Raw genomic sequence first — 25,306 nt, 5'->3', positions numbered from 1 at the left:
CATCATAAAAAATGAACGGATATGAAAAAGCTTTGCCTAACCCTTTTAATTTGTAGCACTTTATTCATAAGCGGCCCCTTGGCGGCACAACAAAAACCAGCAGACGGACTATCAAAAATATACAGGGAAACACCTGCCAGGATCAATGATTTAGTACACACCAAACTTAATGTAAGCTTCGACTACAAAAAACGCTATCTATACGGCAAGGAATGGGTTATTTTAAAACCGCACTTTTACCCGACCGATACTTTAAGACTGGATGCCAAAGGCATGGACATGAAAAACATCTCAATTATAAAATACGGTAAAAATGTGCCGCTTAAATTCAGTTATGATAGCCTTACCGTGGCAATTACATTAGATAGGGTTTATCATAACAACGAAAGCTATACCATATACCTCGATTACACTGCAAAGCCCAATGAGTTAAAAACATCCAGGAAGCAGGGAAAAGGATTATACTTTATTAATCCTGATGGTACAGACAAGGATAAACCCACACAGATATGGACTGAAGGAGAGCCCGAAAGTTCATCGGCCTGGTTCCCTACTATTGATAAGCCAAATCAAAAAACCACCAGTGAGATCATAATGACCGTTCCGGCCAAATATGTTACCTTATCAAACGGCCGGCTCGCCTCGCAAAAAACAAATACCGACCATACCCGTACCGATACCTGGAAAATGGACCTTCCGAACGCCCCCTACCTGTTTATGATGGCCGTTGGCGATTTTTCAATATATAAGGACAGCTGGCATGGCAAAGAAGTAAACTATTACGTTGAACCCAAATATGCACCTTATGCAAAGGATATTTTCGGCTTTACACCCTATGCAATTGGATTCTTTTCTAAAATCACCGGTGTAGATTACCCCTGGAACAAATACGCGCAAATTACCGTGCGCGATTATGTGAGCGGCGCGATGGAAAACACCACGGCCATGGTTACCGGCGAGGGGGCACAAGCCACCAAACGTGAACTGATTGACAGGGTACATAATGATTTTGGCGGCGTGCATGAACTATTTCACCAATGGTTTGGTGATTACGTTACTACAGAAAGCTGGAGCAACCTTACCCTTAATGAATCATTTGCCGATCTTGGCGAAATACTTTGGGCCGAGCACAGGTATGGGCAAGATGCCGCAGACGAACACATCCATGAAGGTTTACAGGGCTACCTTAACAGTCCTCAAAATGCAACAAAAAACCTGGTACGTTTTTATTATAATGATAAACAGGATGTTTTTGATGGGGTTACTTATCAAAAAGGTGGTCGGATATTAAATATACTCCGGCACTATTTAGGTAACGATGCTTTTTATAAAGGGTTGAACATTTACCTTACAACAAACGCCTTTAAAAACGCTGAAGCCCAGCAACTCCGGTTAGCAATGGAAGAAGCCAGCGGGCTGGATCTGAATTGGTTTTTTAATCAGTGGTATTATGGCGCCGGTCACCCTGAATTGAGTATTAGTTATAAATGGGACGAAACCCGCAAAACCCAAACCGTTTACCTGCAGCAAACCCAGCCCGGGCAAACTTTTATTTTACCAATGGCTATTGATATTTATGCAGATGGCAAAAAGGAACGCCACAAGATTTGGATGCGCGGAAAGCTTGATACTTTAGTTTTCCCGGTAACTTCCAAACCACAGCTGGTAAATGTTGATGGCGATAAACTGTTGCTTGCCAAAAAAACAGATAATAAAACCCTTGAAGAATATGATTTTCAATATGCCAGCGCACCGCTATATCTGGATCGTTACGAGGCTATTGACGCGGCAATAGCCGGGCAAAAAACCATTACCGGTCAAAAGATCCTGATAGGAGCTTTGAAAGATAAGTATTACGGTTTGCGGCTTAAAGCTATGCAGGCTTTAAATATGGATAATGACACTATCCGTAAAGCGGCCTACCCATCGATAGTTGAAATAGCCCAAAAGGATAGCATAAGCTTAACCCGTGCCCAGGCAATAGTATTTTTGGGCAAATTTAAAAAACCCGCCGACCTCGAACTATTAAAACAGGCGCTAAAAAGCGAATCATACGCGGTACAGGGTGCGGCGTTATGGGCAATAAACCAGGTAAACCCCGCAGAAGCAATGACACTTGCACCTTTGTATGAAAAAGATAACAAAGGAGACTTGACCGGGGCAATATTTACGGTATATACTGCAAATGCCGGCGATGAAAAATGGGATTACATATACCATTTTTATATGAGCCGTTTTGAGGAACAAAGGTATAAGCTAAGCGAAAAGTTTGGAAACTACTTAGGCCGCTTAAAAAATCAGGAACACGTGCTGCAGGGGATTGAGGAGATCAAAAAACTGGGAGTTGAATTTAAAAAGTATGTGGGGCCAAAAGTAATTGCGATACTAACACAGGTTAAAACGAACCGCGCCGGATTAAATGACGCGGCATCGGTAAAAGTTGTTGATGATGCCATAGCGGAGATTAATAAAGCGAAGTAAAAGGAGTTATTGATATGATTAAATCAAAACTCCCAGTTCCGAAATAAAAATTACTCCATCATCAACCGCCTGATCAGCTCCGCGCTTTGTGCTTTACCCTCTTCCAGCCTGTGGCTGAAAAAGGATTGTACTTCGTTAAAGTGTTTCTTATAACCTTCCATGTCGCCATAGCCAATAATAGCCGACCACTCTCTTACCGCCGAGTGAAACTCCAAATCATCCCCGCGGATGGTTTTATCATACAGGGCAGTTTCAATAGATTCTTCCAATAAGTCCTCGTTTTTGAAGAGGTATTCGGCAATACCCAATCGGAGGCGAAAAGGCGGAGTTTGGCAAATAAGGTTATCATAAGGATTTACCCCTAAGTGATACCAGGCATCAACCATACTTAATATACTCAGGTGCGAGTTGGGCTTTTGCAGTTCGGGCTTTTGTGATAGCGAGAACTCTTTCATCACTACATCATTCAGCATAATGGGTTTTCGGCTTTCGTGGAAAACAAAATCGCGGGCACGGTACAGCCGTTCCCTAAAAGTTTGAGCCTCCTCCTTGATCATCAGCTTAAACAATTCCGATTCTGATTCTGAATAGCGTTTTACCTGCTGCCGGGCATAGGGATTTAATATAGCAAGCCCCGCGTACACGTGCGCTTTATAACTAAAGATGCGTAGGGTAGTCAATATCTTCACATTATCAATACCGCCAATATAAGATGCATTTTCCCAGGGGAAAAAGCCGGCGGCCTTCCACGCGGTTCCCATACTCTCAAAACCTACATGCGTTACGGCCTGGGTATCGGCCACAATTTTATCGTGCTCATGGTAATCAGCAATTTCCACTATATCGCTGCCAATGGCGGTAAATAAATCAACCATCCGCTGGTAGGCATCTGGTTTACACCGATGCGGTATCAGGATAAGCGTTTGCCCTTTAGGATCAAAACCCGGCCCGTGCATGGCATGAAAGGTAATGATCTGCACATCTGCAGGCAGATATTTTTCAAATATGGCTATCTCGGGGTGCTTTACAGATGTTTGCCCGGCCACAATAGCCCCATACTTGGTTAAAGGACCACACTCCGCCACTACCTGCTCCAGCCTGTCGGCTTCAACAGAATAAATAACGAGGTCGTTGGTGCGGGATACATCGCCGGCCCTATCTATAATAGTAATGCCAAAGGGTGTAAGTTCCTCTTCCAGCTTATTACGATTTTCGGGCAAATCGCACCCACAAACAGTGTAACCGGCTTTTGCAAAAGCCTTTGCGTATAAACGCCCCATATCGCCCAAACCAATGATGCCTATATTCATGCCGCTAATATAACTATGAGTAGCAAAATTCCGTATGAAAGCTTACATTAGCGATCAGAAAGCTCAGGATAATATAATTAAAACCTTTAAAATCCTGTTTTGTTAATAATCTGATACCTATTTTACATGATGAACAAGCATTTTATATTTCGTATCTCTGTTTTAATAGTAATTATTTTAGGCATCAGCCATATGGGTTTTGCCCAGGATACTGTTAAAAAAACTGCCGCTAAGCTGCCGACGGCAAAACCGGCTGTTATAAAACCGGCAGTAAAATATAATGCCGCCGCTCCTGCGGGTGCAAAGCCCGTTACTGCATATCAACCAAACTATACTAAGCCCCGCGAAACCGCTGCCGATTCGGCACTGGCAAAGGATAAAAGCCTGAATGGCCAATATCAATACCTGCTTAGTAAACTATTCCGTTACCAACAGCCTTTGGTTTCTGCATTATGGAAAAACATGCATGATACGTTAACAATAGAACGCCGTAAGCTTAAAGAGGCTCAAACCAAACTGGCCGCCCAAACGCAGGATATAGCCACGCTTAAAACCGATGTAGCAACCAAAGATCAAACCCTTTCTGAATCAAATGCCAAACGCGATGAAATAAATCTTTTAGGTGTAAGCTTTACCAAAGCCACTTATAACTTAGTTATGTGGGGTTTGGTTATTGTTTTTGGTTTGGCTGCCGCCATTGTAATAGCCCGTTCTGGTGCACATAGCCGCGAAGCTAAATACCGCATTAAGTTGTATAACGAGCTTGATGAAGAATACAAAACCTACAAAGCAAAAGCCAACGAAAAGGAAAAGAAACTTGCCCGTGAGCTGCAAACCGAGCGCAACAAGCTTGATGAATTGTTAGGAAGAGGTTAGGGGATTCGGATTTATATTATTGCGTATCAAAAGAGCATTTAGCCATATCTTTATTGTTGCGGTAAATTACTATTTGCTGATGCTGGCTATCGGTATTATTTTAATGTTTTTTACTGTATTTGGCACCCTGTACAATGTATGGGAAATTCTGTTTGTAAATATTATAGCCCTTATTGTCTGCATTATCTATGAAATTAAAAGAACGGTTCTTAAACAACAAACTATTGGTGAATTGATTATCGGAAACGATAATAAGACCGATATTCTGTTTCAGAATAGGCAGTTTGCTATAACCCGAATCCCGCTATTTATTTTGCTTTTAATTACGCTGATAATAAATGAAAGTTTAATAGCAGGGCTTGCTGAAAGCATAAAGTTTGGTGTAATAGATATTCTTTATAACGGGCTGGTATTTGTTTGTATATTTTTTGGGTTTAAAAATTTCTTTTTAAGACCCGATTGGCTTCCACTCGTTTTGATATGTGGAGGCGTATTTTTAGCAGGCTTCATTTTTAAAACACGGCAAAGTATACTGCTATTTAACATCGACTACATGGTGGCAATCATTTGGTTATTGGTTGGCATATTCTATAAATCAAAAAGTGTATACACCCCTGATAACCCACATGAATAACACCGAACTTTTAACCCTTATAACTCAACTACGCTCTGTGGCCGATGTTGGCTTACTTTACGCCAAAAACGAATATGATATTGAGCGCTACAATGAGTTACAACATATCAGCATTAAGATGCTGGATAATGTTACTGGTTGGGGCGCTGAAGATATTAAACTAAACTTTCCGATGCCGTCCGATTATCCTACCGTAAAAGTGGATGTGCGCGGGATGCTGCTTAATGCGGAGAACAAAATATTGCTGGCAAAGGAAAGCGCGGATGGCAAATGGTCGTTACCGGGTGGATGGGCAGATATTGGCTATAGTGCAAAGGAAGTGATCATCAAAGAATTTGAGGAAGAAACCGGACTTACTATAGTTCCCGAACGATTGCTTGCTGTATTTGATAAAAAGATGCACCCTCATCCCCCACAGCCATTTTATGTATATAAGATGGTGTTTTACTGCAAAGCACTTTCAAGCAGCCTTAATAAGGGCTTTGATGTACTTGATGTGGCGTATTTCGATATCAATAACCTCCCGGACCTGTCTGAAGACAGGATTCTGAAAAGCCAGATTGAATTACTATACCAGAAGATAGTAACAGGAGATTTGACTGCGGAAGTGGATTAATGTAACTTATATCATTGAAGGTACAGAGAGATTGTAAAAAACTTTTTGTCATCCTGAACGCAGTGAAGGATCTGTTATTCGCTATGCATGTTCGCCCTGTATAGTCTACGAATAGATACTTCACTGCGTTCAGCATGACAAACCCTTTAAAACATTTTTACCTTTTAGGACCTCGCAACTACTAATTTACTGCAAACTCACAGATGCCGCCCCTAACTTTGGCAAAGCCTTTTTATTAGCGGGCAAGGCCTGGTACTTTTTGTAAGCGTCATTGATGTACGCTGTCATTGATGGTGCATTATTATTTTTGAGGAAAGCATAGCTTGGCCTGTATATCGACATGAAGTTCTCCAGCTCCGCGCCGCGTAGTGGCACCACACTTCTTACGTAATCAACGTTAAAAGCTTCATCTATCTGCCTTTCTTCTTCTTCATGCTGAAAATATCTTTTTAACCGCCGTGCATCCTTACCCTCTTTACTAAACCAGGTGGATGGCGACATTACCGAAACCCTGCTTTTGGTATAAACTTCCGGATATTCTTTATGTGGATCAAAAGCCTCGCGGGTGGCCGTTACGTTAACCTGCCTCAATGATATGGTTTGCGATACCATTTCCACGCGTTTGGGCCGCAAATCTGTAACATATAATGTATCGGATACAAAACCTGGTGAATTGAATATTAGTGTATGACCCGTTAGGGTACGAATGCTGAAATTACCGTTATTATCTGTTATAGTGATCTGTTTGTTATTAACGTCCTTCACAAAAACATTAGCCAGTTTCTCGCTCTTACTTTTTTCGTACACCGTTCCTTTGAGTACATCCTGCGCATGCACAGTTGCGGTAATAAAAAGAAAGGCTACACATATAATACTCGTTACTTTCATAGAAGTGGATTTAAGCTGTAAATTAAACCTATTTTTTGTGTGAATGGTTTTCAATTTAACATATTTACCTTTTTGTAGTGTATAAATTACAAAAGGGTGAGGCAGGAGTTGAAATAACATGGAAAAAATACCGGTTCATTACAGCTGTAAAACACCAATTACATTTGTAATCTTTCCCAAATATATGATTTAGACTATTAGGTTATTTTTGGGTAAATTTGATTACAAAATACAAAGATGGATACATTGCTGATTGAAGTAACTAATCAACACGCATACAATTTACTTAAAGAACTTGAAAAATTGCATTTGATTAAGGTGCTTAAAAACACTTCCTCTCCTAAACAAAAGCTATCTGACAAATTTGCCGGCAAGTTACCAGCTCCCGATGCTGCAAAACTTCAGGAGCATATAAAGCAAAGTCGTAAAGAATGGAATTAATGATTTCAAAAAAACCGGTGGCTTAAAAATCATTAATCTCTGGACCATAGCGGCCACTAAATAAAAAACATCTAATCGGGCATCCATATATCGAACGATGCCATAAAAAAACCGCCCCATTGTTCATGAAGCGGTGAAATTGGCAATATATAAGTTTTGTCCCGGTAATGGTTGGGGAGTGGTTAATACCTGTTTACTTTAAAATCAGATATGCCACCACTCATATGGATATATATTTTGTTTTTTGCTGCATCAAAGCCTGCAGTTTCATAAGTGTTATTATTCTTTTTATCAAACCCTTCAAACTCGTTAGATGACAAGCCGGTGTTGGCATTTATGCTGCACGCCGCATTCTTGGGCACACTTATGGTAACTTCGGATACCCCGGTTGCAACTTCAACATTGGTGGTTTCTAACGGGGCACCCAGTTTTACACCAAATGATGCTGCACCGCCTTTTAAAGTTACACTTTTAATTTTAAATTTTGATAAATCAAAGTCCAGTTTTGTTGCACCAGTTTCCACATAAATATCCCAGATAGGATTTGGATTAAGCTTGATGTTAGCGAGGTTTGATTTATTGTCGTTAGAGTCAAAATGCCACCCTTTGTTATTTTTCATCTTCAGATTTAATACATAAACCGAATCCTCCTTGCTGGTATTAAACTCATACTTACCATAAAACTCCTTTGTTTCGGCCTTAAACAGTTGGCTTGTGGTATCGTTAAGTGTATAAGTGGTACCGCCACCACTGATGTTAAGGCGGGCCAGTTTGGCATCTGGGGTATATTCTTTATTAAATATACTGCTGCCTTCAATTTTCACAACGCCGTGGTCGGTACTGGTGCTGTCGCTATCATTGTCGCCATCACCATTATCATCGTTGTTGTTTCCATCGAAATGAACAAAATCACCCGGCCAAAAATTATACCGATCGCCAAAGCGGCCAAAAAGCAATAGTGCAAAACCGGCAATTACCACGCTAAGTTTTAAAATTGTTGCCAGTGGCGATTTATTACCTGCAAACACCAGGTTTACCCCGCCTATAATTAAAAATATAGGCCACAGGTGTAATATATTTATCCAATGGAAATCAATAATATCAAAATTGTGGAGCAGAAATATGGCTCCTATACATACCAGGATAGTACCCGGGATTAGTTTATCGCTCTTCATGATCTTATATGGTTGGAGGGGTGTCTGTAAAATTGTCGTCTTTTTTCTCTTCAGTGTTCAGAGATTCGTCAGTTGCTTTAACTTCCGGCCCCTTATTGGCATTTTGAAAATCTGTTTCCCATGGTTGCTTTTTTTGACCAGATACGATGACTGCCAAACCAACCACTATTAAAATAGCCGGCCATAATTTAGCAACGTGCCAAAAGTAAAAAACATGCAGCTCATGAAGCAGGAATGATGCGCCAAAGAATATCAGTATGCATCCAAAAATAACGCCTGCGGTTGATGATGATTTCCGGGGAGGCACAGCTTCAAATGGGTTATATTGTTGCTCTGGCGGTACCCTGTAATCAACACCAGGGCTATATGGTTGTTCTGGTGGCACCCTGTAATCAACATTCGGGTTATAAAAATTGATCCCTTTTTTTGGTAGCACTATCCATAGCACAACGTAGGCCATCAGCCCGGTGCCCATAAATATAAATGTGAGTAAAAACAAGGCCCTGATAATAGCAACATCCATATCAAAGTATTCGGCCAGCCCGGCGCAAACACCGCCTATTTTCTTCCGGTATTCATCCCGGTAAAGTTTCTTTTCCATAATTTTATTTTAAATCGTTCAAGTTTGGGTTTGTTTGATGATATAAAAGTACAGCGGACAGCTAAAAACACCTATACAATATAGGTTAGTAGGGGCAACAAGTCGGTGAATTGCCGGGTTTTGGCGGTGAAACTCCCCGTTGAAAAAGCGCCATCTATGAGCTACTACCAAATGCCGGGTATTTACAGTTTTTTATATCTGTCCCGGCGCCGGTTTAATGATTATCTCATCAACATTAGCCCCGGCACTCATCCTGTATATATTGATGATTGCCGATGCGATGTCTTCTGGTAAAACCATTGTGTTTTTATCTACAACTGCATCCTTCCATGAATCCGTTAACGTCGATCCCGGAATTATCGCGGTCACCTTTACACCATGCTCCTGCATTTCAAGCCTCATTACCTTGGTTAGACCTAACAGCGCATATTTTGTTACGCTATACGTACCTGCCTGTGCAATAGGGTTTAACGATGCTACCGAGCATATATTAAAAAAGTGTCCCTTGCGTGCGGCTATCATGGTTTTACCAAAAAAACGATATAGCTCATAGGTAGGCATAAGGTTAGTATTCAACTCCTTTTGAAAAGTATCATCGGCATCATCCAGTATACTTGATGGAATGAACATGCCCAAATTATTCACAACTACATCAATAAAACCAAGGTCATGCTGCGCGGCGGCGGCAAAATCAAGCAGCTGGCTTTTGTTGCTGCCATCGGCTACCTTAGCTAAAACCTTAATATTGGGATTAACCCCCAGCAGCTCGTCCTTAAATTCCAATAATTCTTTTTCATTTCTGGAACAAATGGCTACGTTTAATCCTTCATTAGCAAAAGCTATGGCAATGGCACGGCCCATGCCTTTTGTGGAACCTGTAATAAGGGCGTTTTTCATCATAATAATGTTCTTTAATTGTTCTTTAATTTAAATACCCGGACTAATAAGGGTGATTTTTTATTTTATACCTGTTGAAGCTTTACTATGCTAAATTACGTAAGCTAAAATAATGGCTGGTAAAAAGCCCCTATTTTAGGCAATTAAACAATAGCGAATGGTAAGCTAAATTTAAAAATGTAATTTTATCCAATTTTTAATACATAACAATGATTCAAAGTTTAGGCAGATATATCCTCTTACTACGATTAAGTTTCCGTAAGCCCGAAAAATTCACCGTATACTGGGCCGAGGTAATGCGCGAAATGGTTTCAGCCGGTATTGGCTCATTAGGCATTATCATGATTATTTCTCTTTTTATTGGTGCAGCAGTAACCATCCAAACCGCCTTCCAGTTGGTAAGTCCACTAATTGCAAAATCGGTAGTGGGTGGTATTACCCGGGATAGTATGGTTCTTGAATTTAGCCCTACCATTTCATCTTTGGTACTAGCAGGCAGGGTTGGCTCAAGTATGGCATCCCAAATAGGCACCATGCGGGTAACCGAGCAAATTGATGCTTTGGAGATCATGGGGGTAAATGCGCCGGGCTATTTGATATCACCTAAAGTAATTGCTGGTGTAAGCATGTTCCCGCTGCTGGTAATTGTTTCTGTGTTATTAGGATTTATGGGTGGATACATTGCCTGTTTTTCTTCAAGTGAAGTGACCACTGATGATTTCATGATCGGCCTGTCTGATGGTTTTAACTCAGTTATTATTACTGTATGTATGGTTAAAGCGGTTGTGTTTGGTTTCATCATCACTACCATTTGCAGCTACCAGGGCTTTTATACCAAGGGCGGCGCCCTTGAAGTAGGCCAGGCGGCAACCCGCGGTGTGGTTTATAGCTGTGTAATGATTTTATTGTTCGATTTAATAATTTCCCGCCTATTTTTATGATAGAAATCAAAAACATCCATAAAACATTTGGCGAACACGAAGTTCTTTCTGGTATAAGCGCAAATTTTAAACCCGGTGTCAATAACCTCATCATCGGTGGATCCGGATCAGGTAAAACAACCTTATTAAAATGCATCGTAGGTTTGCATGAACCTACCGAAGGTGATGTGCTTTTCAATGGCGAAAACTTTACCGATATGGGCTTTGAGGAACGGGTTCCTATTCGTACCCATATTGGAATGCTTTTCCAAAACTCAGCGCTGTTTGATAGTATGACAGTGGAGGAAAACATCATGTTCCCGCTAAACCTGTTCACCAACCAAAGCAAAGCCGAAAAACGTGAAAGGGCCAACTTTTGCCTCGAAAGGGTTAACCTGGCAGGTAAAAATAAACTGTACCCATCTGAACTTTCTGGTGGTATGAAAAAGCGTGTGGGTATAGCAAGAGCCATATCCATGCAACCAAAGTATTTGTTTGTTGATGAGCCAAACTCGGGTCTCGACCCAATGACCTCTATCCTGATTGATGACCTGATAAGTGAGCTTACCGAAGAATACCAGATCACTACGGTTGTGGTTACACATGATATGAATTCGGTAATGGGTATAGGTGATCATATTTTGTTCCTGCACCAGGGCAAAAAATGGTGGGAAGGCAGCAACAAAGAAATTGCCCACACCGATAATAAGGAGCTTAACGACTTTGTATTTGCCAGCAAGTTCATGAGAGCGGCTAAAGCCAAACTATAATAGTATCAAGTAGTTAGTATCAAGTATCAAGATTTTTGATCGGCGCGACAATGAGATATAAGACCTCGACACTCTTAAAAAAATACTAATTTTGTGCCACACAAGTGCAGCTGTCTTGATACTTGATACTAACTACTTGATACTGATATAATAAACATGCACAATTTCAAGGAGCTAAAAGTATGGAAAGCTGGCATTGAGGTATCCAAAACTACTTTTCAATTGTGCAGAACATTTCCGTCCGAAGAAAAGTATGGATTAATTTCTCAAATGGTTCGTGCAGCCATTTCAATCCCATCCAATATTGCAGAAGGTTGTGGAAGAAAGTCGAATAAAGAATTACATCAATTTTTAAACATTGCTTTGGGTTCCTCTTTTGAGTTGGAAACCCAGTTTATTATTGCAAAAGAGTTTAATTATATAACCACGGAAACTTTAGATAGAGTTTGCATACAGATCAACGACATTCAAAAGATGATCTACGGATTGCAAAAAAGCCTCACTAATTAGTATCAAGTCGCAAGAGTTTTTTGGGGATAGTATAAAGTCGCAATTTCAAGGTTTTGATCGAATTGATTATAAGGCAATTGGATTAGCAAATCTTTTATCCAAAAAAAGATACTAAATTTGCGCCACACAAGTGCAGCTGTCTTGATACTTGATACTAACTACTTGATACTAAAAAATGATTCAACTATTAACCCCGACGCACTGGAAAGATTACGAGCTGATTGATTGCGGCGATTTTGAAAAGCTTGAGCGTTTTGGCAATACCGTACTGATACGCCCCGAGCCGCAGGCAGTTTGGAGCAAAAGCCTCCCCCCTTCTGAATGGCAGCGCCTGCACCATATTAAATTTAAAGGCCGCTCTGCCACTGCAGGCGACTGGATAAAAAAAGATCCTAAAACTCCCGACCGCTGGCACATTGAATATAAAAACAATGATGCTGCCATTAAATTCCGTTTGGGCTTAACTTCCTTTAAACATCTTGGAATATTCCCGGAGCAGGCTGTAAACTGGGATTACATTACCCAAAATATTAAACGCTTCAAAACACCACAGCCAAAAGTGCTTAACCTTTTTGCTTACACTGGCGGGGCATCATTAATTGCGCAGGCTGCGGGTGCCGATACCACACACGTGGATTCAATTAAACAGGTGGTTACATGGGCAAACGAAAACCAGGAGATCTCGGGCTTAAGCAATATCCGCTGGGTGGTTGAGGATGCACTTAAGTTTGTAAAGCGCGAATTGAAACGTGGCAAAAAGTACAATGGCATTATCCTTGACCCACCAGCTTACGGCAATGGGCCAAATGGCGAAAAATGGAAGCTGGAAGATAATATCAACGAGATGATGGCCGATGTGATTCAACTGTTGGATCCTGAGGAGCATTTCCTGATCCTGAACACCTATTCGCTTGGCTTTTCATCGGTGATCATAGAAAATCTGATTAAAAGCGCACACCCAAAAGTAGAAAACCTGGAGATTGGTGAACTTTATTTACAAGCCACAGCGGGTTCAAAATTACCACTGGGCGTTTTTGGAAAGTTTTATAAAGTTAAAAGTAATTAATTTTCAATATCTATATTTGCGGCAAACTAAACCAGCTTTAGTTTCTTTATAAGTTGCTGAAAATTAGTTTAATTTACATTACATCTTACACACACATCTGCCATTTACCGAACGTCGACACATGAAATTAAAAAACGTCCTATTATCAGCCACCATCGTCTTATCATCCATTATAGTATTGCCCGGTTGCTCGCAAAGCGACGGCGCAGGCAAAAAAGAAGATAAGAAACCAGCTACTGCTAAAGATTCGGCCAAAGCCGAAGAAGCGGATACGCTCAGTGTAAAAAAATCAGATTATCCGCCTTTAGATAAGGCAAAGTATGATACTTTGTTAAAATTTAATGCTCATGGCGATACTTCTGGCAGATGGCCGGTTAAAAATACCCCATACCCTAATGGCGGTGCAATTTTGCCCTTCAAACGTGTAGTTGCTTTTTATGGCAATCTTTACTCCAAAAAAATGGGTATTTTGGGCGAGTTGCCCCCTAAAGAAATGCTTGCCAAATTAAAGGGCGAAGTTAAACATTGGGAAAAGGCCGATCCTAAAACACCTGTACAGCCTGCCCTGCATTACATCGCTGTAGTAGCACAAGGCGACGGTGGTAAAGACGGTAAATACCGTTATCGCATGCCATTTAAGCAGATAGACAGTGTATTGGTTTTAGCAAAAAAAGCACATGCAATTGTATTTTTAGATGTACAGGTGGCTTTAAGCAACATACAGGCTGAGCTACCATTATTTGAAAAATATTTATCAATGCCACAGGTTCATTTTGGTATGGATCCTGAGTTTTCGATGAAAGACGGAAGCAAACCAGGCCGAAAGATAGGTACCTATGATGCTGCAGATATTAACTATGTATCAGACTACCTCGCTAAAATTGTAAAGAAAAACGGCATACCTCCAAAAATCCTTATCGTACACCGTTTCACTAAAAAAATGGTAACCAATTACAAAAACATCAAACTGCATAAAGAAGTGCAGTTGGTTATGGATATGGATGGCTGGGGCGAACCTGATCTTAAAACAGGAACTTACCGCTACTTTATTAACCAGGAGCCAGTTCAATTCACCGGATTTAAATTGTTTTATAAAAATGATATCAAAAAAGCCCCTCACCACATGCTAACACCAGAGGAGGTTTTATCAAGATACAAACCGTACCCTATTTACATTCAGTACCAATAAACAGGTCACTACAAGTAGCCTGAGTTAAAAGCCTTAAGTCATGAATATTTATATATTTTTGATTTAAGGCTTTTTTATTAAATCAATATTTTCAACATTCAACAAACTAATTCAAATGATGATTAAATGGGGCATTATCGGTTGCGGGCGCATTGCCCATAGGTTTATGCAAGGTTTAAATGATGTGGCTGATACCCAACTGGTATCGTCATGGTCGCGCAGATCTTCAACCGTTAACGCTTTTGTTGCACATCATGGAGGCTTAGCCTGTTCAAGTATTGATGAATTACTGGCAAGTGATATTGATGCGGTATATATAGCCACCTTACCCGATAGCCATGCGGCCTATAGCATAGCCGCCCTTAAAGCGGGCAAACATGTGCTGTGCGAAAAACCGGCCACCGTAAATTTATCCGAGTTGGATGAGGTTTTAGAAGTAGTAAAATCAACCGGCCTTTTATTTATGGAAGGAATGAAACCTCCCTTCTATCCGTTATACACCCGTTTAAAAGAATACCTCGCTACAGATCCTATTGGCCCTGCAGGTTATGTACGTGCCGGATCGGCCGTGGCAGATTGCCCGCCCGATCATCCAAATTACAACCTCGAACTGATTGGCGGCAGTTTAATGGGCATTGGCATTTACGAAGCATTTTTGGCGATAGACTGGCTTGGCGAACTACAGGATATACAAACCATGGGTCGCTTTGGCGAAACAGGTATTGATATGTTTGCCATATTTCAAACCATGCACAAAGGCGGTTATTCGCAATTATATGCCGGGTTTGATCTGCATGGCAAAGGCGACGCGCTTATAGCCGGTCCACTGGGTCATGTGACCATCCATAAAAACTGGTGGAATCCTGCCCGGGCCACTATTGATTACCTGGATGGCCGCAGTGTAGAGATCAATGAGCCATTTACGGCTGGTGGCTTAAACTATGAAATTATCCATTTTTGCGATCTGATCAGATCAGGTGCAACAGAAAGCCCCATTATTCCCCACCAAATGTCGCGGCAGATGATTGATATGATCGACCGGGCCCGGGCACAGGTTGGGTTGAAATATCCGTTGGAGAAATAAAACTAAAACTTATTGGAATTGAGTACCGGATTCTGGCTGGCATTTACCTGGTAAGTGTAGATGGTATTTTGCTCATCTATCTCCACTATTCTATATCCCTTGTAATCGGTACCCCAGTTGCCTCCAATATGTGAATCAAAAAAGTGCGGAAACTTGTTGCCGGTATAACGCACCCCATCCAGCAAATGATCGTGCCCATGAAATGCGGCCTTTACATTTGGATAGCTATGCAGCAGTTCGATGGTTTCGGGGCAATCTGTAAAAACATCATTTTTAGTCCAATTTATTGGTGGAATATGCAGTATAACCAATACAATTTTCTTGCTGGCAAATTTATCCAGCGATGCTTTAATAAAGGTATTATCAGGACACACATACGTCCCTTTGGTATCGGCAGTATTAGCTAATACAAACGCGATATCACCAAACTCAATAGTATATTTATCCTCGTACCCAAAATTCTTCTTCCAAACAGAGGCATCTGCAAAATCATGATTGCCGGGAATGGTATGATAAGGCACACTCAGCTTATCAAGGTAAGTACTTTTGATTTCGGGTAGCAGGTCGGGGTGGTTATGCACCAGGTCGCCGTTTACAATCACCATATCCAGGTGATTTTTAGCATGATCATCATTTAGCCATTTCACCATGTTGCCGGTGTTGGTAGCAAAATCGGTACCCGGCTGCCCGTAGTGAATATCAGATGCCAGTGCAAAACGAAGCTTGAGTTTTGTTTTACGCTCGCGCTGATAACTGTTACCAACATTTGCAAAAGAATTAACAGCAGGCAACAAAGTTAAAGCCGCTATGCCAGTTAAGCTTGTGCCAATAAAATCTCTACGGTTGCTCATGATTTGTATAAAATTAACAGTCAATACTTTAAAAAAATATAAAGTTTTTATGTTCTATCCTTGCTCCTTTGTCCAAAAATCCTTTGTCTAAAGTCCTTCATCTAAAAGTCCTTTGTCCAAAAATCTTACTTCACTATCACCCACCTGTTCACTGTATTCAATTCCCCTTCAATGCAAACCTTATAAAACCCCGAAGGCATATTTTTAACATCAACTAAGGCATGCTCTGCAGCAACAGGAACTTCAGCCAATAATTTATACTCATCGGCTTTCCCTTCCTTATAGTTATTGGCGGCAGCTACCCATATCTTCACTTTACCTTTAGCATCCATAGCTTTCCAGCTTACATCAAGCGCGCCTTGTATTAAACTAACTTCGGGCCGGGCAACAGATATAGTGCCAATTAATGGGATGCCGTCCAACTCGCGCAATTGTGCTTCCGGCACTTTTACATTTAAAAAGCTGTTGATGGATGGCGTAATATCTACTATGCCCGGCGTATAATATTTGGCGTAATTATTAAGCGGTTTATAATTGGTAACCATCCAGGTGTTGCGCTGACGGTCGCTTTGGCCGCCGTGGTTTTTGCCCGTTTGCTCATCGCGACCATGATCGGTAGTGATAAATATCAGCCAATCCTCCTTAAAGTTTTTTTGGCGGTATTGAATAGCCTGCCAGATACGGCCAACCTGCGCATCCATTTTCTCAATGGCATCATAATATTGCGGACTATCGCCATACTTGTGCCCCATATCGTCGGTATACTCCAGGTACACCCATGAAAGATCGGGTGCTTTATCCTTAATGCAAGAGGCGGCAGAGGCAGCCACCTGCTCATCAATCAGGTGCATATAGTTGCCGGCTTTATCATGCGGAAACTTTATTGTATCCAACTCAAAACCATCATAAGCATAATCCGGGTGGATATTGCCCGCCTCGGGCAGATTGTCGCCAATGAGCTTGGTGCGGTTATCCGTCCAGCTGGAAAATACAGCAGTCTTTTTAACTGGGTAGGCATTCTTAAACATCCTGAAGATATTCCAGTAATTATAGTTTGGTGCTTTAATATCGTTACCCCAAACGTTATGCTTATTTACCCAGGTTGCTGTAAGCAGGCTATTATATCCATTTGCAGATATGGTAGGTGTTTGCGAATAACCACCCTTTTCGCCGCCAACATGTGCCCGCAGGTAAGTGCCCTGGCCGGCTATTAATTTCAAATTCGGGGTATTCAACTTTTCAATCACATCGGCAGGGATGCCATCAGCAATAATAAATACCGCTTTCTTAACACGGGGTTGGGCGTTTGCTCCCATAGTCACCGCACAAAGCAGGCTTACAAATAATAATTTAAAAGGGTTTTGCATTTTAGTTGAATGATGTGCGAAGCTAAGATGAATAAAAAATTGCTGGGTTAATAAATTGTTATGGTTTTGTATAATGGAATTATCTCTCGCCTCTTTTCTATATTTACACACGTAACCATATGAATCAAAACAACACAGCAAATCAAACCAAATGGCTGTACCTGTTTATTGGGATAGCAGTTGTTATAAATTTTAGCGGCTTGTTTACTACCATTATGGGGCCGGATGCAAATTTGTATGCCACTATTGCCAAAAACATGGTGTTGCGCAACAATTACAGCAGCCTGTTCGCCTGGAACAGCGACTGGCTGGATAAGCCGCATTTTCCGTTTTGGGTTACCGCTTTGTTTTTTAAATGTTTTGGGTTTAAAACATGGGCCTATAAGCTACCCGGTATTTTGTTTATGATGATGGGTGTAGCTTATACCTATCAGTTTGCCAAAGATCTCTATAATAAACAAATTGCACTTTGGGCGGTGCTGATATTGCTTACCGCCCAGCACATCATCCTATCCAATACCGATGTTAGAGCCGAACCTTATTTAACCGGGCTCATTATTGCAGCTGTCTATCATTTTTATAAAGCCCAACCCGGCATCAGCTTCCGGCATTTAGCGCTGGCCAGCCTGTTTACCGCATGCGCACTGATGACCAAAGGCATGTTCGCGCTTATTACCATTGGGGGCGCTATTGTAGGTCACCTGCTTATCACCCGGCAATGGAAAAAATTATTTCACTGGCGATGGTTGCTTGCCGTGGTATTGATCCTGGTATTCATACTGCCCGAGATTTGGAGCCTGTACCAACAGTTTGATCTGCATCCCGAAAAAGTAGTGTTTGGACATACGGGCGTATCAGGCATCAGATTCTTTTTTTGGGATAGCCAGTTCGGTCGTTTTTTTAATACCGGCCCCATCAAAGGGAGTGGCGATCCAGGTTTTTTTATCCATACTTTGCTATGGGCATTTTCGCCATGGTCGCTTTTATTGTTTGCAGCCATATTCCAGTTTATTAAAAAAGGAGTTAAAAATGTACAGGCGCAGGAGTGGTATTGCATCTGCGGATCCTTGATCACCTTTCTGCTGTTTTCAGCCTCCAAATTCCAGCTGCCGCATTACCTCAATATCGTATTTCCATTTTTTGCCATTATAACGGCACAATACTTGTATAATTTAACTTCGCTAAAAAGCATACAAGCTGTGCGTTTAACACAAACCGTGGCGATAGTGTTCCTGCTAATGGTTTTGGGTTTACTCGAATACTTTTTCAGGCCCGAGACCTTTGGCTGGCTATCAGGACTCATCATTGCCATATTTATATTGCTGCTGATATTTTTACCACAGAAAATATCCACAGGAATACAGCAAACCATTTACCGCACCCTTTTAGTATCCTTTATAGTTAACTTGTTTTTGAACCTGTGCTTTTATCCCTCGCTACTTCGCTACCAAAGCGGCAGTGAGGCCGCCATCTGGATAAACCATAACAACCCCGTTAAATTCCCTGTTTATATAGATGCCGGTCAGTTTCATGATGATATGAACTTTTACCTGGATGCCCCATTTACAGAAATTAACACCAACAGTACAGATACCCTGCCGGGCCCGGTGCTGCTTTATACCAGTGCCGATGCGATGAGCAAATACATGAGTAAAGGGTGGAATGTAAAAGTTGTTAAAGTTTTAAAAGCCTTCCCGGTTACCCGCCTCTCCCTTCCTTTTTTAAACAAAGCTACCCGCGATAAAGAATTGTATCCCATGGAAGTAGCTATCGTTAGTTCGCAAAAAAAATAAAATTCCTGTTGCATTCTGGTTCCCTATTCACTTCTCAAACTTTTTACCGGGCTATCCAGGGCAGCTTTTATGGTTTGTATTGTGATTAATATAGCTGCAACCAAGGTAAGGCCAACAATAGCAACCATAAATGGATTTAGGGTAATGGCTATTTTATAGGCATAATTATTAAGCCAGTTATTCATCATTAAATAAGCCAGCGGGCAGGCCACTAAACAAGCAATCACTATAACTCCTAAAAACTCTTTTATAAACAGGCTGATGATTTCTGCAACCGATGAACCTAATACTTTGCGGATACCGATCTCCTTAGTACGCTTCTGGATACTTAGTGATATTAGCCCCAATACACCCAACAGTACAATAATCACCGCTAAAACTGTAGCAATATAAGCGGCCTGCTTTAACTGAATCTCCGACTGATAAACTTTTTTAAGGGCATCGTCCATAAAGCTATATTCAAAGGGCGCACCGGGTAAAAGCACCGCCCACTTTTTTTGTAGCGCAGTAATGCTTTGCTGCATGTTGCCTGGCTTTAGTTTGATAGAAAAATACCGGTAATAAGTGGTGTAATTAACGTTCATAAAAGTAATGGGCGATATCAGATCATGCATCGACCCAAAATGAAAGTCGGCCGTTACACCGCAAATAATGAGCGGAATATTACTGCCCTGCTGCATCATCTTTTGACCTATGGCGTCATCGGGAGTTTTATATCCCATTATTTTAGCTTGTGTTTCGTTAATCACTACCTGTGTTGTATCTGCCGGGATAAAAACCGGCTTAAAAAAGGTGCCGGCCCTCATGGGGATATTGTAGGTGGCGGCGTATTGATTATCAACCATTAAACCCGTTGCAGTGATTGCTTGCGCGGGGTTCCCTCCTTGCTTGTACACGGTATAATTGCCACCGTTTTGTCCGTTTGGGATATCCCATGAAAGCGAAACACTGCTTACCTCTGGCATCTGCATCAGCTGATCTTTTACCGATTGCATTTTTTGCACCCCTTTTACCGACCAATCCCTTGGTAGCTGGGCATACACTACATAATCTTTATTGTAACCCAGCTTGCCGTTAAAAAACAGGTTTATTTGCTGCGAAATGATAAGCGCACCAATAAATACGATGGCCGCAGTACCAAACTGAAAACCCACCAGCGTTTTGCGGAATAGCACACTCTCCTTTACCGATGCCAGCTTCCCTTTTAACGAGTCGACTGATTTCAATGCGGATAACACCAACGCCGGGTAAATACCTGCCAATATCCCCACAAACAGGGCAAACAAAAAAGGTATCGCTATAAAATAAACCGGGAAGGCAAACAGTCCGGTGATTTGCTCGCCAAGCACATTGCTAAAATATGGCCTCGCCAGGGCGTATAACACCAGGGCAATCACGGTTGCAATTAAAACCATGAGCACCGATTCGGTTAAAAACTGCCAGATGAGCTGGCCGCGTAAACCACCTAATACCTTGCGGATGCCCATCTCCTTCATTCGCCCGGATGAGCGGCCGATACAGATGTTCACAAAATTGATGATAGCCATCAGCAAAATAAACAGCGCTATGTACCCCAATGTATAACACATGGTTTTAACGGTGCCGCCCCATCCTTCAAGGTAATAATCTGTAAGTGGTACCGCTACGTTTGTAAGGCTTTTGCTGATATCTGCCGGTGCGTTCTTCTTCATCAGCTCACGCAGCGGCCTTTCCAGGTCCTTTGCGGTAACACCATCTTTTAATTCAACATAGCCTACGGTGCTAAAGTTTGTCCACCCTTCCAGGTTGCGTTTAAAGTATTTTGCCGAGCTGGCCGTAAAAAAGAAATCAGAATTATTGTTTTGATCAAGGTTAGTCACCGAGTTTTTGGGCACATTATCCAATACCCCGCTGATCACAAAATCGTGCTTTTCTCCGCCAAAGCTTTCAAAGTTGATGGTTTGCCCAACAACATCCAGCTTACCAAAATACTTCAAAGCCATTTTTTGCGTAAGCACCACCGAGAAGGGATCATTCATGGCGGTTTTAGCATCACCATATAATAACTTTAATCCATACATCTTTAGCAGCGTGCTATCACCCAGCTGCAGGCTCTCTCTAAAATGCATATCGCCCCTGGATACATTAGTGGTAACCCCATCAAAATGATAATAATTAGCTACCAGGTTAGGGTAGTTATCCTTTAGCGCTCTTGGCATCTGCCCTGCCGAAGCAATTTCATTACCCTGGCCCGGATCTTTCCACCGGCTTGTTAAAATATACTGGTTCTTAAAATTTTTAAGCTGATGGTTTACCTGTAGCTGCCCCCAGATGTAGGCACCAATAAGTAAGGTAAAGGCAATGCCTACCGAAAGACCGAAGATATTGATCAATGAAAAAGCTTTGTTTTTCCAAAGGTTACGCCAGGCCAGTTTAAAGTAATTCTTCAGCATAGGTTTTCTTATTATCCAATAAAGATAATGGCATTAATTAACGTAAGTAGCTGTGTTAACATAATTTAACACATTTGGCCGTTGGTATTTCGCTGTGCTGTTATTTGTTCCGGGTTAATATATTATTATTGATACAACCTATTATCTGCTTGCTACTTAGAAATTAAAATACCTAAATTTACTAATCCCCAACTACCAAAATCATAACAAATAAATCTATGGAACGCCGTAAGTTTTTAATGAACACAGCCCTTACTGCAGGCTCAATTGCATTATTCGGAAAAAGAAGTCTGGCATCAATACTGGCCGATCCAACTTTTCAGTTTAAAACGTTACGTGGTAATGTTGGCATGTTTGCCGAAAAGGGCGGCACCATTGCCTGGCTGGCAAACAAGGAAGGTATTGTTGTGGTTGATACTGAATTTCCGGAGCAGGCTACGCACCTTATTGCTGAGCTGAAAAAACAATCAGACAAACCTTTCAAATGGCTCATCAATACCCATCACCACGGCGACCATACCAGCGGCAACATCGCATTTAAAGGTATAGCCCAAAATGTAGCGGCCCACGCCAATTCGCTTACCAACCAAAAAGCATCGGCAGCCAAACAAAATAACGACGATAAACAACTATACCCCGATATTACCTATACCGATAAGTGGAAAACTAAGGTAGGTGATGAGCATATCACCGCCCATTACTTTGGCGCGGGCCATACCAATGGTGATAGTTTTATACACTTTGAAAACGCCAACGTTGTACACACCGGCGACCTTGTATTTAATCGCCGATATCCTTTTGTTGACCGCAGCGCCGGTGCATCATGCAAAAGCTGGATAACCACGCTGGAGGCAGCCACCAAGCAATTTGATAAAAACACCATCTTCGTTTTCGGCCATGCCTTTGATCCGCTTAAGGTAACCGGCACTATGGACGATGTAAAAGCCATGCAACACTTTATGGAAAGCCTGGTAACCTTTGTTGATACCAGCATTAAAGCAGGTAAATCAAAAGAAGAAATCATTGACTCTAAAAGTATTACCGGCGTAACTGAATGGCAGGGTGATGGTATTGAAAGAGGATTAACCGCAGCCTATGAGGAACTAAGCGCGTAGAAATTTGCCTGAACCAGGGTTTAAGAATCGTAAGGTTTTTAGCTTGCCCAATCAAAATCCAAAAATCTTATGAATCTGCTTAATCCTGGTTCAGTTTAATTTACTGAACCAGGAAATTTCCGGTTTGGCTCCTTTTAAAAAGAACGGCCCTCCTTATTGCGTTACCCATCAACAAATCGTGCTGATTAGTTTTCAATTACCATAACTAACCAATGCAGTAATGCGTAAACAGCGGTAATAAACTCATTACTTAACTCATTTCGTCCCCTAATCATCTCATCATGATTTGCAAATTCCGGCTGCAGTCATTCAAGTTTTGTGCCATTGTAGCACTTTGTTTGTGTGCCAGATCTGCCTTCAGCCAAAATTCCTTCGAAAAGGAGTTAAAACAACAAGTAGATTCATTTTTGGCCCCCGTTCCGGCTGTAGCCGCGCAGGGGGCATCACAGATAGAAAACGGAGATCTTTATCCCAGCGATGCCCCCATCGCACTTTTAACACCGACTGGCTTTGGCGGATATGGCACATATATTTTCGGCGGTTTGGGCGGAGCCTACCCGGAAGTATACAGAAATAACAAGGCCGACCTCATTGGTTCCATAGGTTTTTGTGTGGGCAATCCAGAATCGGCAGTAAACTTTGCAACCAGTTTGAACGTTACTGATGTACACCTGTTTCGTGACTTTTCTGGCAACTTCATCCTAAGCAGAAAGTTATTTGCCGGTACAAGCATTTCGGCAGGCGCCCTTCAAATGTTTGCTAATGATAGGCAATCAGACTCACCCGGATCAACGTTTTATATGGCTATCAGCCATGCTGTACAAACAATTCCATCGTTAACTCCCGGCTGCTCAAGGCTTAGTTATACCATTGGTTTAGGCAGTGGCAGGTTTTATGAAAAAAGCCCCATTGATATTGCTAACGGAAAAGGCACCCATGGTACCGCAATATTTGGCAGTATTTCATTTGAGGCGATAAGACATGTAAGCATAAATGCCGAATGGACAGGCATGAATTTAGCATTTTCGGCCGGATTAAGGCCTTTCAAAAACCCCATAAGCTTTGGCATAGGCATTGCTAACTTAACCAGGTATTCATCAAATAAAGCCAACATGGTTTTCTCTATTGGCTTACCCCTTTCACTAAACAGAACCCTGATCAAATAATAAAACTTAAAAATTACAGTGGCATCGATGTTTGTTTGATACCCTTGCTATTCGCCTTACTGGCGTAAGCCGGTTCAATATCCATCTTATTTATTCTGCAACTACCTCATTCTCTCCACAGAAGGGTTACTTATTCGCCTTTATCAGAATTAATAGTAACCAAAAAAAACAATTAAAATTCATGAAAACAAAAATTGTAACTGCGCTGCTGGCGGGCATTGTTCTGCTGGGCGCGTGTAAGGGAGGTGTATCCAAGTACGAAGCTGTTAATAACAGTAGCAGTTCGTCTGCAGATTCGGCCGCGGTAGATACCCGCACAGATTCATTGACAACAATAAACCCTAAACTGGTAAAAACTGCCGACATGCGCTTCAAGGTTCAAAACGTGCAGCAAACAGCCGAAAAAATCAGCGCCTTAACAATTAAGAACAGCGGAATGGTCATGCATCACCAAATGGAATCGTCTGTGCAGGGAGCGCAGGATTACCGCATTAGCGATGATTCTGTAAAGCGTGTATCAGCTTTTAGTACTACAGAAGAAATGACTGTTAAGGTCCCCTCTGATAAATTGAGTGATTTTATGCAGCAGGTAGCACATATGGGCATGTATGTTACTTACAGCAAAATGGATATCGACGATAAATCACTTGATTTTTTATCATCAAAATTAAAACTTAACAGCAGAAAAGAGCTGGTAGAGCAACAGAAAAAAGGGAAAATCACCATAAAAAACCCATTGAATGTATTGTTATTAAAAGATGATATGGTTGATGGGCAGATTGACAATATGAAAATTGACGCCGCTGTTAAGTTTAGCGTAGTAACCCTTAGCTTTTACCAAAGCAATACTATAGTGAACGAAACCATCGCAAATGATGACCCCTCGGCTTATCAACTGTCATTTAACAAACGTTTTGCAAATTCATTGCATTATGGCTGGTACCTGTTTACTCAACTTGTTTTGGGGTTAGCCAACTTGTGGGTGTTTATTTTAGCGGGTATTGGTGTGTGGATATTAATAAGGTATTATAAAAGAAAACACCCCACATTTTTAGGCTCGATAAAATCATAAAAATTAGTGGCATTTTCGCTAAACATTTCTATTTTTGCCAAAACATTAAATA

At 41.4% G+C, this 25,306-nt stretch carries 23 protein-coding genes; 15 read left to right on the top strand and 8 right to left on the bottom strand.

Annotation, left to right across the window (positions count from 1 at the left end; all coding sequences use genetic code 11):
• Positions 1–21: 21 nt before the first annotated feature.
• Positions 22–2,481, top strand: coding sequence for a M1 family aminopeptidase (locus AC1D0K_RS20865; protein WP_477391531.1), 2,460 nt, complete (start codon positions 22–24; stop codon positions 2,479–2,481).
• Positions 2,482–2,531: 50 nt separating this feature from the next.
• On the opposite strand, the gene AC1D0K_RS20860 is transcribed toward AC1D0K_RS20865, so the two are convergent.
• A complete protein-coding gene (locus AC1D0K_RS20860) occupies positions 2,532–3,791 on the bottom strand; it encodes an NAD(P)-binding domain-containing protein (protein ID WP_477391532.1) in 1,260 nt (419 codons plus the stop codon).
• Between the two features lie 126 nt (positions 3,792–3,917).
• On the opposite strand from AC1D0K_RS20860, the gene AC1D0K_RS20855 reads away from it, so the two are divergent.
• From AC1D0K_RS20855 to AC1D0K_RS20845, 3 genes are read left to right on the top strand one after another with little or no spacing between them, the layout of a single operon-like run.
• Positions 3,918–4,667: a hypothetical protein gene (locus AC1D0K_RS20855; protein ID WP_477391533.1), complete on the top strand. Its 750-nt coding sequence runs from the start codon at positions 3,918–3,920 to the stop codon at positions 4,665–4,667.
• Positions 4,668–4,686: 19 nt separating this feature from the next.
• Positions 4,687–5,301 carry a hypothetical protein gene (locus AC1D0K_RS20850; protein WP_477391534.1) on the top strand — a complete coding sequence of 205 codons (615 nt, stop codon included), beginning with the start codon at positions 4,687–4,689 and terminating at the stop codon, positions 5,299–5,301.
• Positions 5,294–5,917: an NUDIX hydrolase gene (locus AC1D0K_RS20845; RefSeq protein WP_477391535.1), complete on the top strand. Its 624-nt coding sequence runs from the start codon at positions 5,294–5,296 to the stop codon at positions 5,915–5,917. The genes AC1D0K_RS20850 and AC1D0K_RS20845 overlap by 8 nt, the downstream gene beginning before the upstream one ends.
• Positions 5,918–6,103: 186 nt before the next feature.
• Here the strand turns inward: AC1D0K_RS20845 and AC1D0K_RS20840 are convergent, their stop codons facing one another.
• Complete coding sequence (locus tag AC1D0K_RS20840) at positions 6,104–6,805, bottom strand: carboxypeptidase-like regulatory domain-containing protein (RefSeq protein WP_477391536.1); 702 nt, start codon at positions 6,803–6,805, stop codon at positions 6,104–6,106.
• 237 nt (positions 6,806–7,042) lie between these two features.
• On the opposite strand from AC1D0K_RS20840, the gene AC1D0K_RS20835 reads away from it, so the two are divergent.
• The gene (locus tag AC1D0K_RS20835) at positions 7,043–7,246 is read left to right on the top strand and encodes a hypothetical protein (RefSeq protein ID WP_295717688.1); all 204 of its coding nucleotides are present in this window, start codon (positions 7,043–7,045) and stop codon (positions 7,244–7,246) included.
• Between the two features lie 182 nt (positions 7,247–7,428).
• On the opposite strand, the gene AC1D0K_RS20830 is transcribed toward AC1D0K_RS20835, so the two are convergent.
• From AC1D0K_RS20830 to AC1D0K_RS20820, 3 genes are all read right to left on the bottom strand, one after another.
• The gene (locus AC1D0K_RS20830) at positions 7,429–8,421 is read right to left on the bottom strand and encodes a LiaI-LiaF-like domain-containing protein (RefSeq protein ID WP_477391537.1); all 993 of its coding nucleotides are present in this window, start codon (positions 8,419–8,421) and stop codon (positions 7,429–7,431) included.
• A 4-nt stretch (positions 8,422–8,425) separates the two neighbouring features.
• Positions 8,426–9,022 (bottom strand): PspC domain-containing protein, encoded by a 597-nt coding sequence (locus AC1D0K_RS20825; RefSeq protein ID WP_477391538.1) that lies wholly within the window; start codon positions 9,020–9,022, stop codon positions 8,426–8,428.
• Between the two features lie 192 nt (positions 9,023–9,214).
• Complete coding sequence (locus tag AC1D0K_RS20820; protein ID WP_477391539.1) at positions 9,215–9,922, bottom strand: SDR family oxidoreductase; 708 nt, start codon at positions 9,920–9,922, stop codon at positions 9,215–9,217.
• A gap of 206 nt (positions 9,923–10,128) precedes the next feature.
• Here AC1D0K_RS20820 and AC1D0K_RS20815 point away from each other — a divergent pair, with 206 nt between their 5' ends.
• The 6 genes from AC1D0K_RS20815 to AC1D0K_RS20790 all read left to right on the top strand — a co-directional run bounded on the left by AC1D0K_RS20815 (position 10,129) and on the right by AC1D0K_RS20790 (position 15,458).
• Complete coding sequence (locus AC1D0K_RS20815) at positions 10,129–10,860, top strand: MlaE family ABC transporter permease (protein ID WP_295717696.1); 732 nt, start codon at positions 10,129–10,131, stop codon at positions 10,858–10,860.
• Entirely contained in the window at positions 10,857–11,609 is a 753-nt protein-coding gene (locus tag AC1D0K_RS20810; RefSeq protein ID WP_295717698.1) for an ABC transporter ATP-binding protein, read from the top strand. Before AC1D0K_RS20815 ends, AC1D0K_RS20810 begins: the two co-directional genes overlap by 4 nt.
• A gap of 156 nt (positions 11,610–11,765) precedes the next feature.
• Complete coding sequence (locus tag AC1D0K_RS20805) at positions 11,766–12,119, top strand: four helix bundle protein (RefSeq protein ID WP_477391540.1); 354 nt, start codon at positions 11,766–11,768, stop codon at positions 12,117–12,119.
• A 175-nt stretch (positions 12,120–12,294) separates the two neighbouring features.
• Positions 12,295–13,185, top strand: a complete 891-nt coding sequence (locus AC1D0K_RS20800) for a class I SAM-dependent methyltransferase (protein WP_295717701.1) — start codon at positions 12,295–12,297, stop codon at positions 13,183–13,185.
• Between the two features lie 121 nt (positions 13,186–13,306).
• Positions 13,307–14,374, top strand: a complete 1,068-nt coding sequence (locus AC1D0K_RS20795) for a hypothetical protein (RefSeq protein WP_295717703.1) — start codon at positions 13,307–13,309, stop codon at positions 14,372–14,374.
• A 115-nt stretch (positions 14,375–14,489) separates the two neighbouring features.
• Positions 14,490–15,458 carry a Gfo/Idh/MocA family protein gene (locus AC1D0K_RS20790; protein ID WP_477391541.1) on the top strand — a complete coding sequence of 323 codons (969 nt, stop codon included), beginning with the start codon at positions 14,490–14,492 and terminating at the stop codon, positions 15,456–15,458.
• Between the two features lie 2 nt (positions 15,459–15,460).
• Here the strand turns inward: AC1D0K_RS20790 and AC1D0K_RS20785 are convergent, their stop codons facing one another.
• Complete coding sequence (locus AC1D0K_RS20785; RefSeq protein WP_477391542.1) at positions 15,461–16,309, bottom strand: metallophosphoesterase family protein; 849 nt, start codon at positions 16,307–16,309, stop codon at positions 15,461–15,463.
• A 125-nt stretch (positions 16,310–16,434) separates the two neighbouring features.
• Positions 16,435–17,676: an alkaline phosphatase family protein gene (locus AC1D0K_RS20780; protein WP_477391543.1), complete on the bottom strand. Its 1,242-nt coding sequence runs from the start codon at positions 17,674–17,676 to the stop codon at positions 16,435–16,437.
• 119 nt (positions 17,677–17,795) lie between these two features.
• Between AC1D0K_RS20780 and AC1D0K_RS20775 the strand changes: the two genes are divergently transcribed.
• The gene (locus AC1D0K_RS20775) at positions 17,796–19,469 is read left to right on the top strand and encodes an ArnT family glycosyltransferase (protein ID WP_477391544.1); all 1,674 of its coding nucleotides are present in this window, start codon (positions 17,796–17,798) and stop codon (positions 19,467–19,469) included.
• A gap of 23 nt (positions 19,470–19,492) precedes the next feature.
• On the opposite strand, the gene AC1D0K_RS20770 is transcribed toward AC1D0K_RS20775, so the two are convergent.
• Positions 19,493–21,901 carry an ABC transporter permease gene (locus AC1D0K_RS20770; protein ID WP_477391545.1) on the bottom strand — a complete coding sequence of 803 codons (2,409 nt, stop codon included), beginning with the start codon at positions 21,899–21,901 and terminating at the stop codon, positions 19,493–19,495.
• A gap of 218 nt (positions 21,902–22,119) precedes the next feature.
• On the opposite strand from AC1D0K_RS20770, the gene AC1D0K_RS20765 reads away from it, so the two are divergent.
• From AC1D0K_RS20765 to AC1D0K_RS20755, 3 genes are all read left to right on the top strand, one after another.
• Entirely contained in the window at positions 22,120–23,016 is an 897-nt protein-coding gene (locus tag AC1D0K_RS20765; protein ID WP_477391546.1) for an MBL fold metallo-hydrolase, read from the top strand.
• 281 nt (positions 23,017–23,297) lie between these two features.
• Positions 23,298–24,182: a hypothetical protein gene (locus tag AC1D0K_RS20760; protein WP_477391547.1), complete on the top strand. Its 885-nt coding sequence runs from the start codon at positions 23,298–23,300 to the stop codon at positions 24,180–24,182.
• Positions 24,183–24,363: 181 nt separating this feature from the next.
• Positions 24,364–25,254 (top strand): DUF4349 domain-containing protein, encoded by an 891-nt coding sequence (locus tag AC1D0K_RS20755; protein ID WP_477391548.1) that lies wholly within the window; start codon positions 24,364–24,366, stop codon positions 25,252–25,254.
• Positions 25,255–25,306 lie beyond the last annotated feature (52 nt).

It is taken from the genome of Mucilaginibacter sp. P1_A3 (genome assembly GCF_056406855.1).
This window is presented reverse-complemented; position numbering and strand designations above follow the sequence as displayed.

Bases quoted from the DNA above. Each gene is read 5' to 3' on its own strand.
- AC1D0K_RS20865 (WP_477391531.1), top strand. From the start codon at position 22: ATGAAAAAGCTTTGCCTAACCCTTTTAATTTGTAGCACTTTATTCATA.
- AC1D0K_RS20860 (WP_477391532.1), bottom strand. From the start codon at position 3,791: ATGAATATAGGCATCATTGGTTTGGGCGATATGGGGCGTTTATACGCA.
- AC1D0K_RS20855 (WP_477391533.1), top strand. From the start codon at position 3,918: ATGATGAACAAGCATTTTATATTTCGTATCTCTGTTTTAATAGTAATT.
- AC1D0K_RS20845 (WP_477391535.1), top strand. From the start codon at position 5,294: ATGAATAACACCGAACTTTTAACCCTTATAACTCAACTACGCTCTGTG.
- AC1D0K_RS20840 (WP_477391536.1), bottom strand. From the start codon at position 6,805: ATGAAAGTAACGAGTATTATATGTGTAGCCTTTCTTTTTATTACCGCA.
- AC1D0K_RS20835 (WP_295717688.1), top strand. From the start codon at position 7,043: ATGGATACATTGCTGATTGAAGTAACTAATCAACACGCATACAATTTA.
- AC1D0K_RS20830 (WP_477391537.1), bottom strand. From the start codon at position 8,421: ATGAAGAGCGATAAACTAATCCCGGGTACTATCCTGGTATGTATAGGA.
- AC1D0K_RS20825 (WP_477391538.1), bottom strand. From the start codon at position 9,022: ATGGAAAAGAAACTTTACCGGGATGAATACCGGAAGAAAATAGGCGGT.
- AC1D0K_RS20820 (WP_477391539.1), bottom strand. From the start codon at position 9,922: ATGATGAAAAACGCCCTTATTACAGGTTCCACAAAAGGCATGGGCCGT.
- AC1D0K_RS20815 (WP_295717696.1), top strand. From the start codon at position 10,129: ATGATTCAAAGTTTAGGCAGATATATCCTCTTACTACGATTAAGTTTC.
- AC1D0K_RS20810 (WP_295717698.1), top strand. From the start codon at position 10,857: ATGATAGAAATCAAAAACATCCATAAAACATTTGGCGAACACGAAGTT.
- AC1D0K_RS20805 (WP_477391540.1), top strand. From the start codon at position 11,766: ATGCACAATTTCAAGGAGCTAAAAGTATGGAAAGCTGGCATTGAGGTA.
- AC1D0K_RS20800 (WP_295717701.1), top strand. From the start codon at position 12,295: ATGATTCAACTATTAACCCCGACGCACTGGAAAGATTACGAGCTGATT.
- AC1D0K_RS20795 (WP_295717703.1), top strand. From the start codon at position 13,307: ATGAAATTAAAAAACGTCCTATTATCAGCCACCATCGTCTTATCATCC.
- AC1D0K_RS20790 (WP_477391541.1), top strand. From the start codon at position 14,490: ATGATGATTAAATGGGGCATTATCGGTTGCGGGCGCATTGCCCATAGG.
- AC1D0K_RS20785 (WP_477391542.1), bottom strand. From the start codon at position 16,309: ATGAGCAACCGTAGAGATTTTATTGGCACAAGCTTAACTGGCATAGCG.
- AC1D0K_RS20780 (WP_477391543.1), bottom strand. From the start codon at position 17,676: ATGCAAAACCCTTTTAAATTATTATTTGTAAGCCTGCTTTGTGCGGTG.
- AC1D0K_RS20775 (WP_477391544.1), top strand. From the start codon at position 17,796: ATGAATCAAAACAACACAGCAAATCAAACCAAATGGCTGTACCTGTTT.
- AC1D0K_RS20770 (WP_477391545.1), bottom strand. From the start codon at position 21,901: ATGCTGAAGAATTACTTTAAACTGGCCTGGCGTAACCTTTGGAAAAAC.
- AC1D0K_RS20765 (WP_477391546.1), top strand. From the start codon at position 22,120: ATGGAACGCCGTAAGTTTTTAATGAACACAGCCCTTACTGCAGGCTCA.
- AC1D0K_RS20760 (WP_477391547.1), top strand. From the start codon at position 23,298: ATGATTTGCAAATTCCGGCTGCAGTCATTCAAGTTTTGTGCCATTGTA.
- AC1D0K_RS20755 (WP_477391548.1), top strand. From the start codon at position 24,364: ATGAAAACAAAAATTGTAACTGCGCTGCTGGCGGGCATTGTTCTGCTG.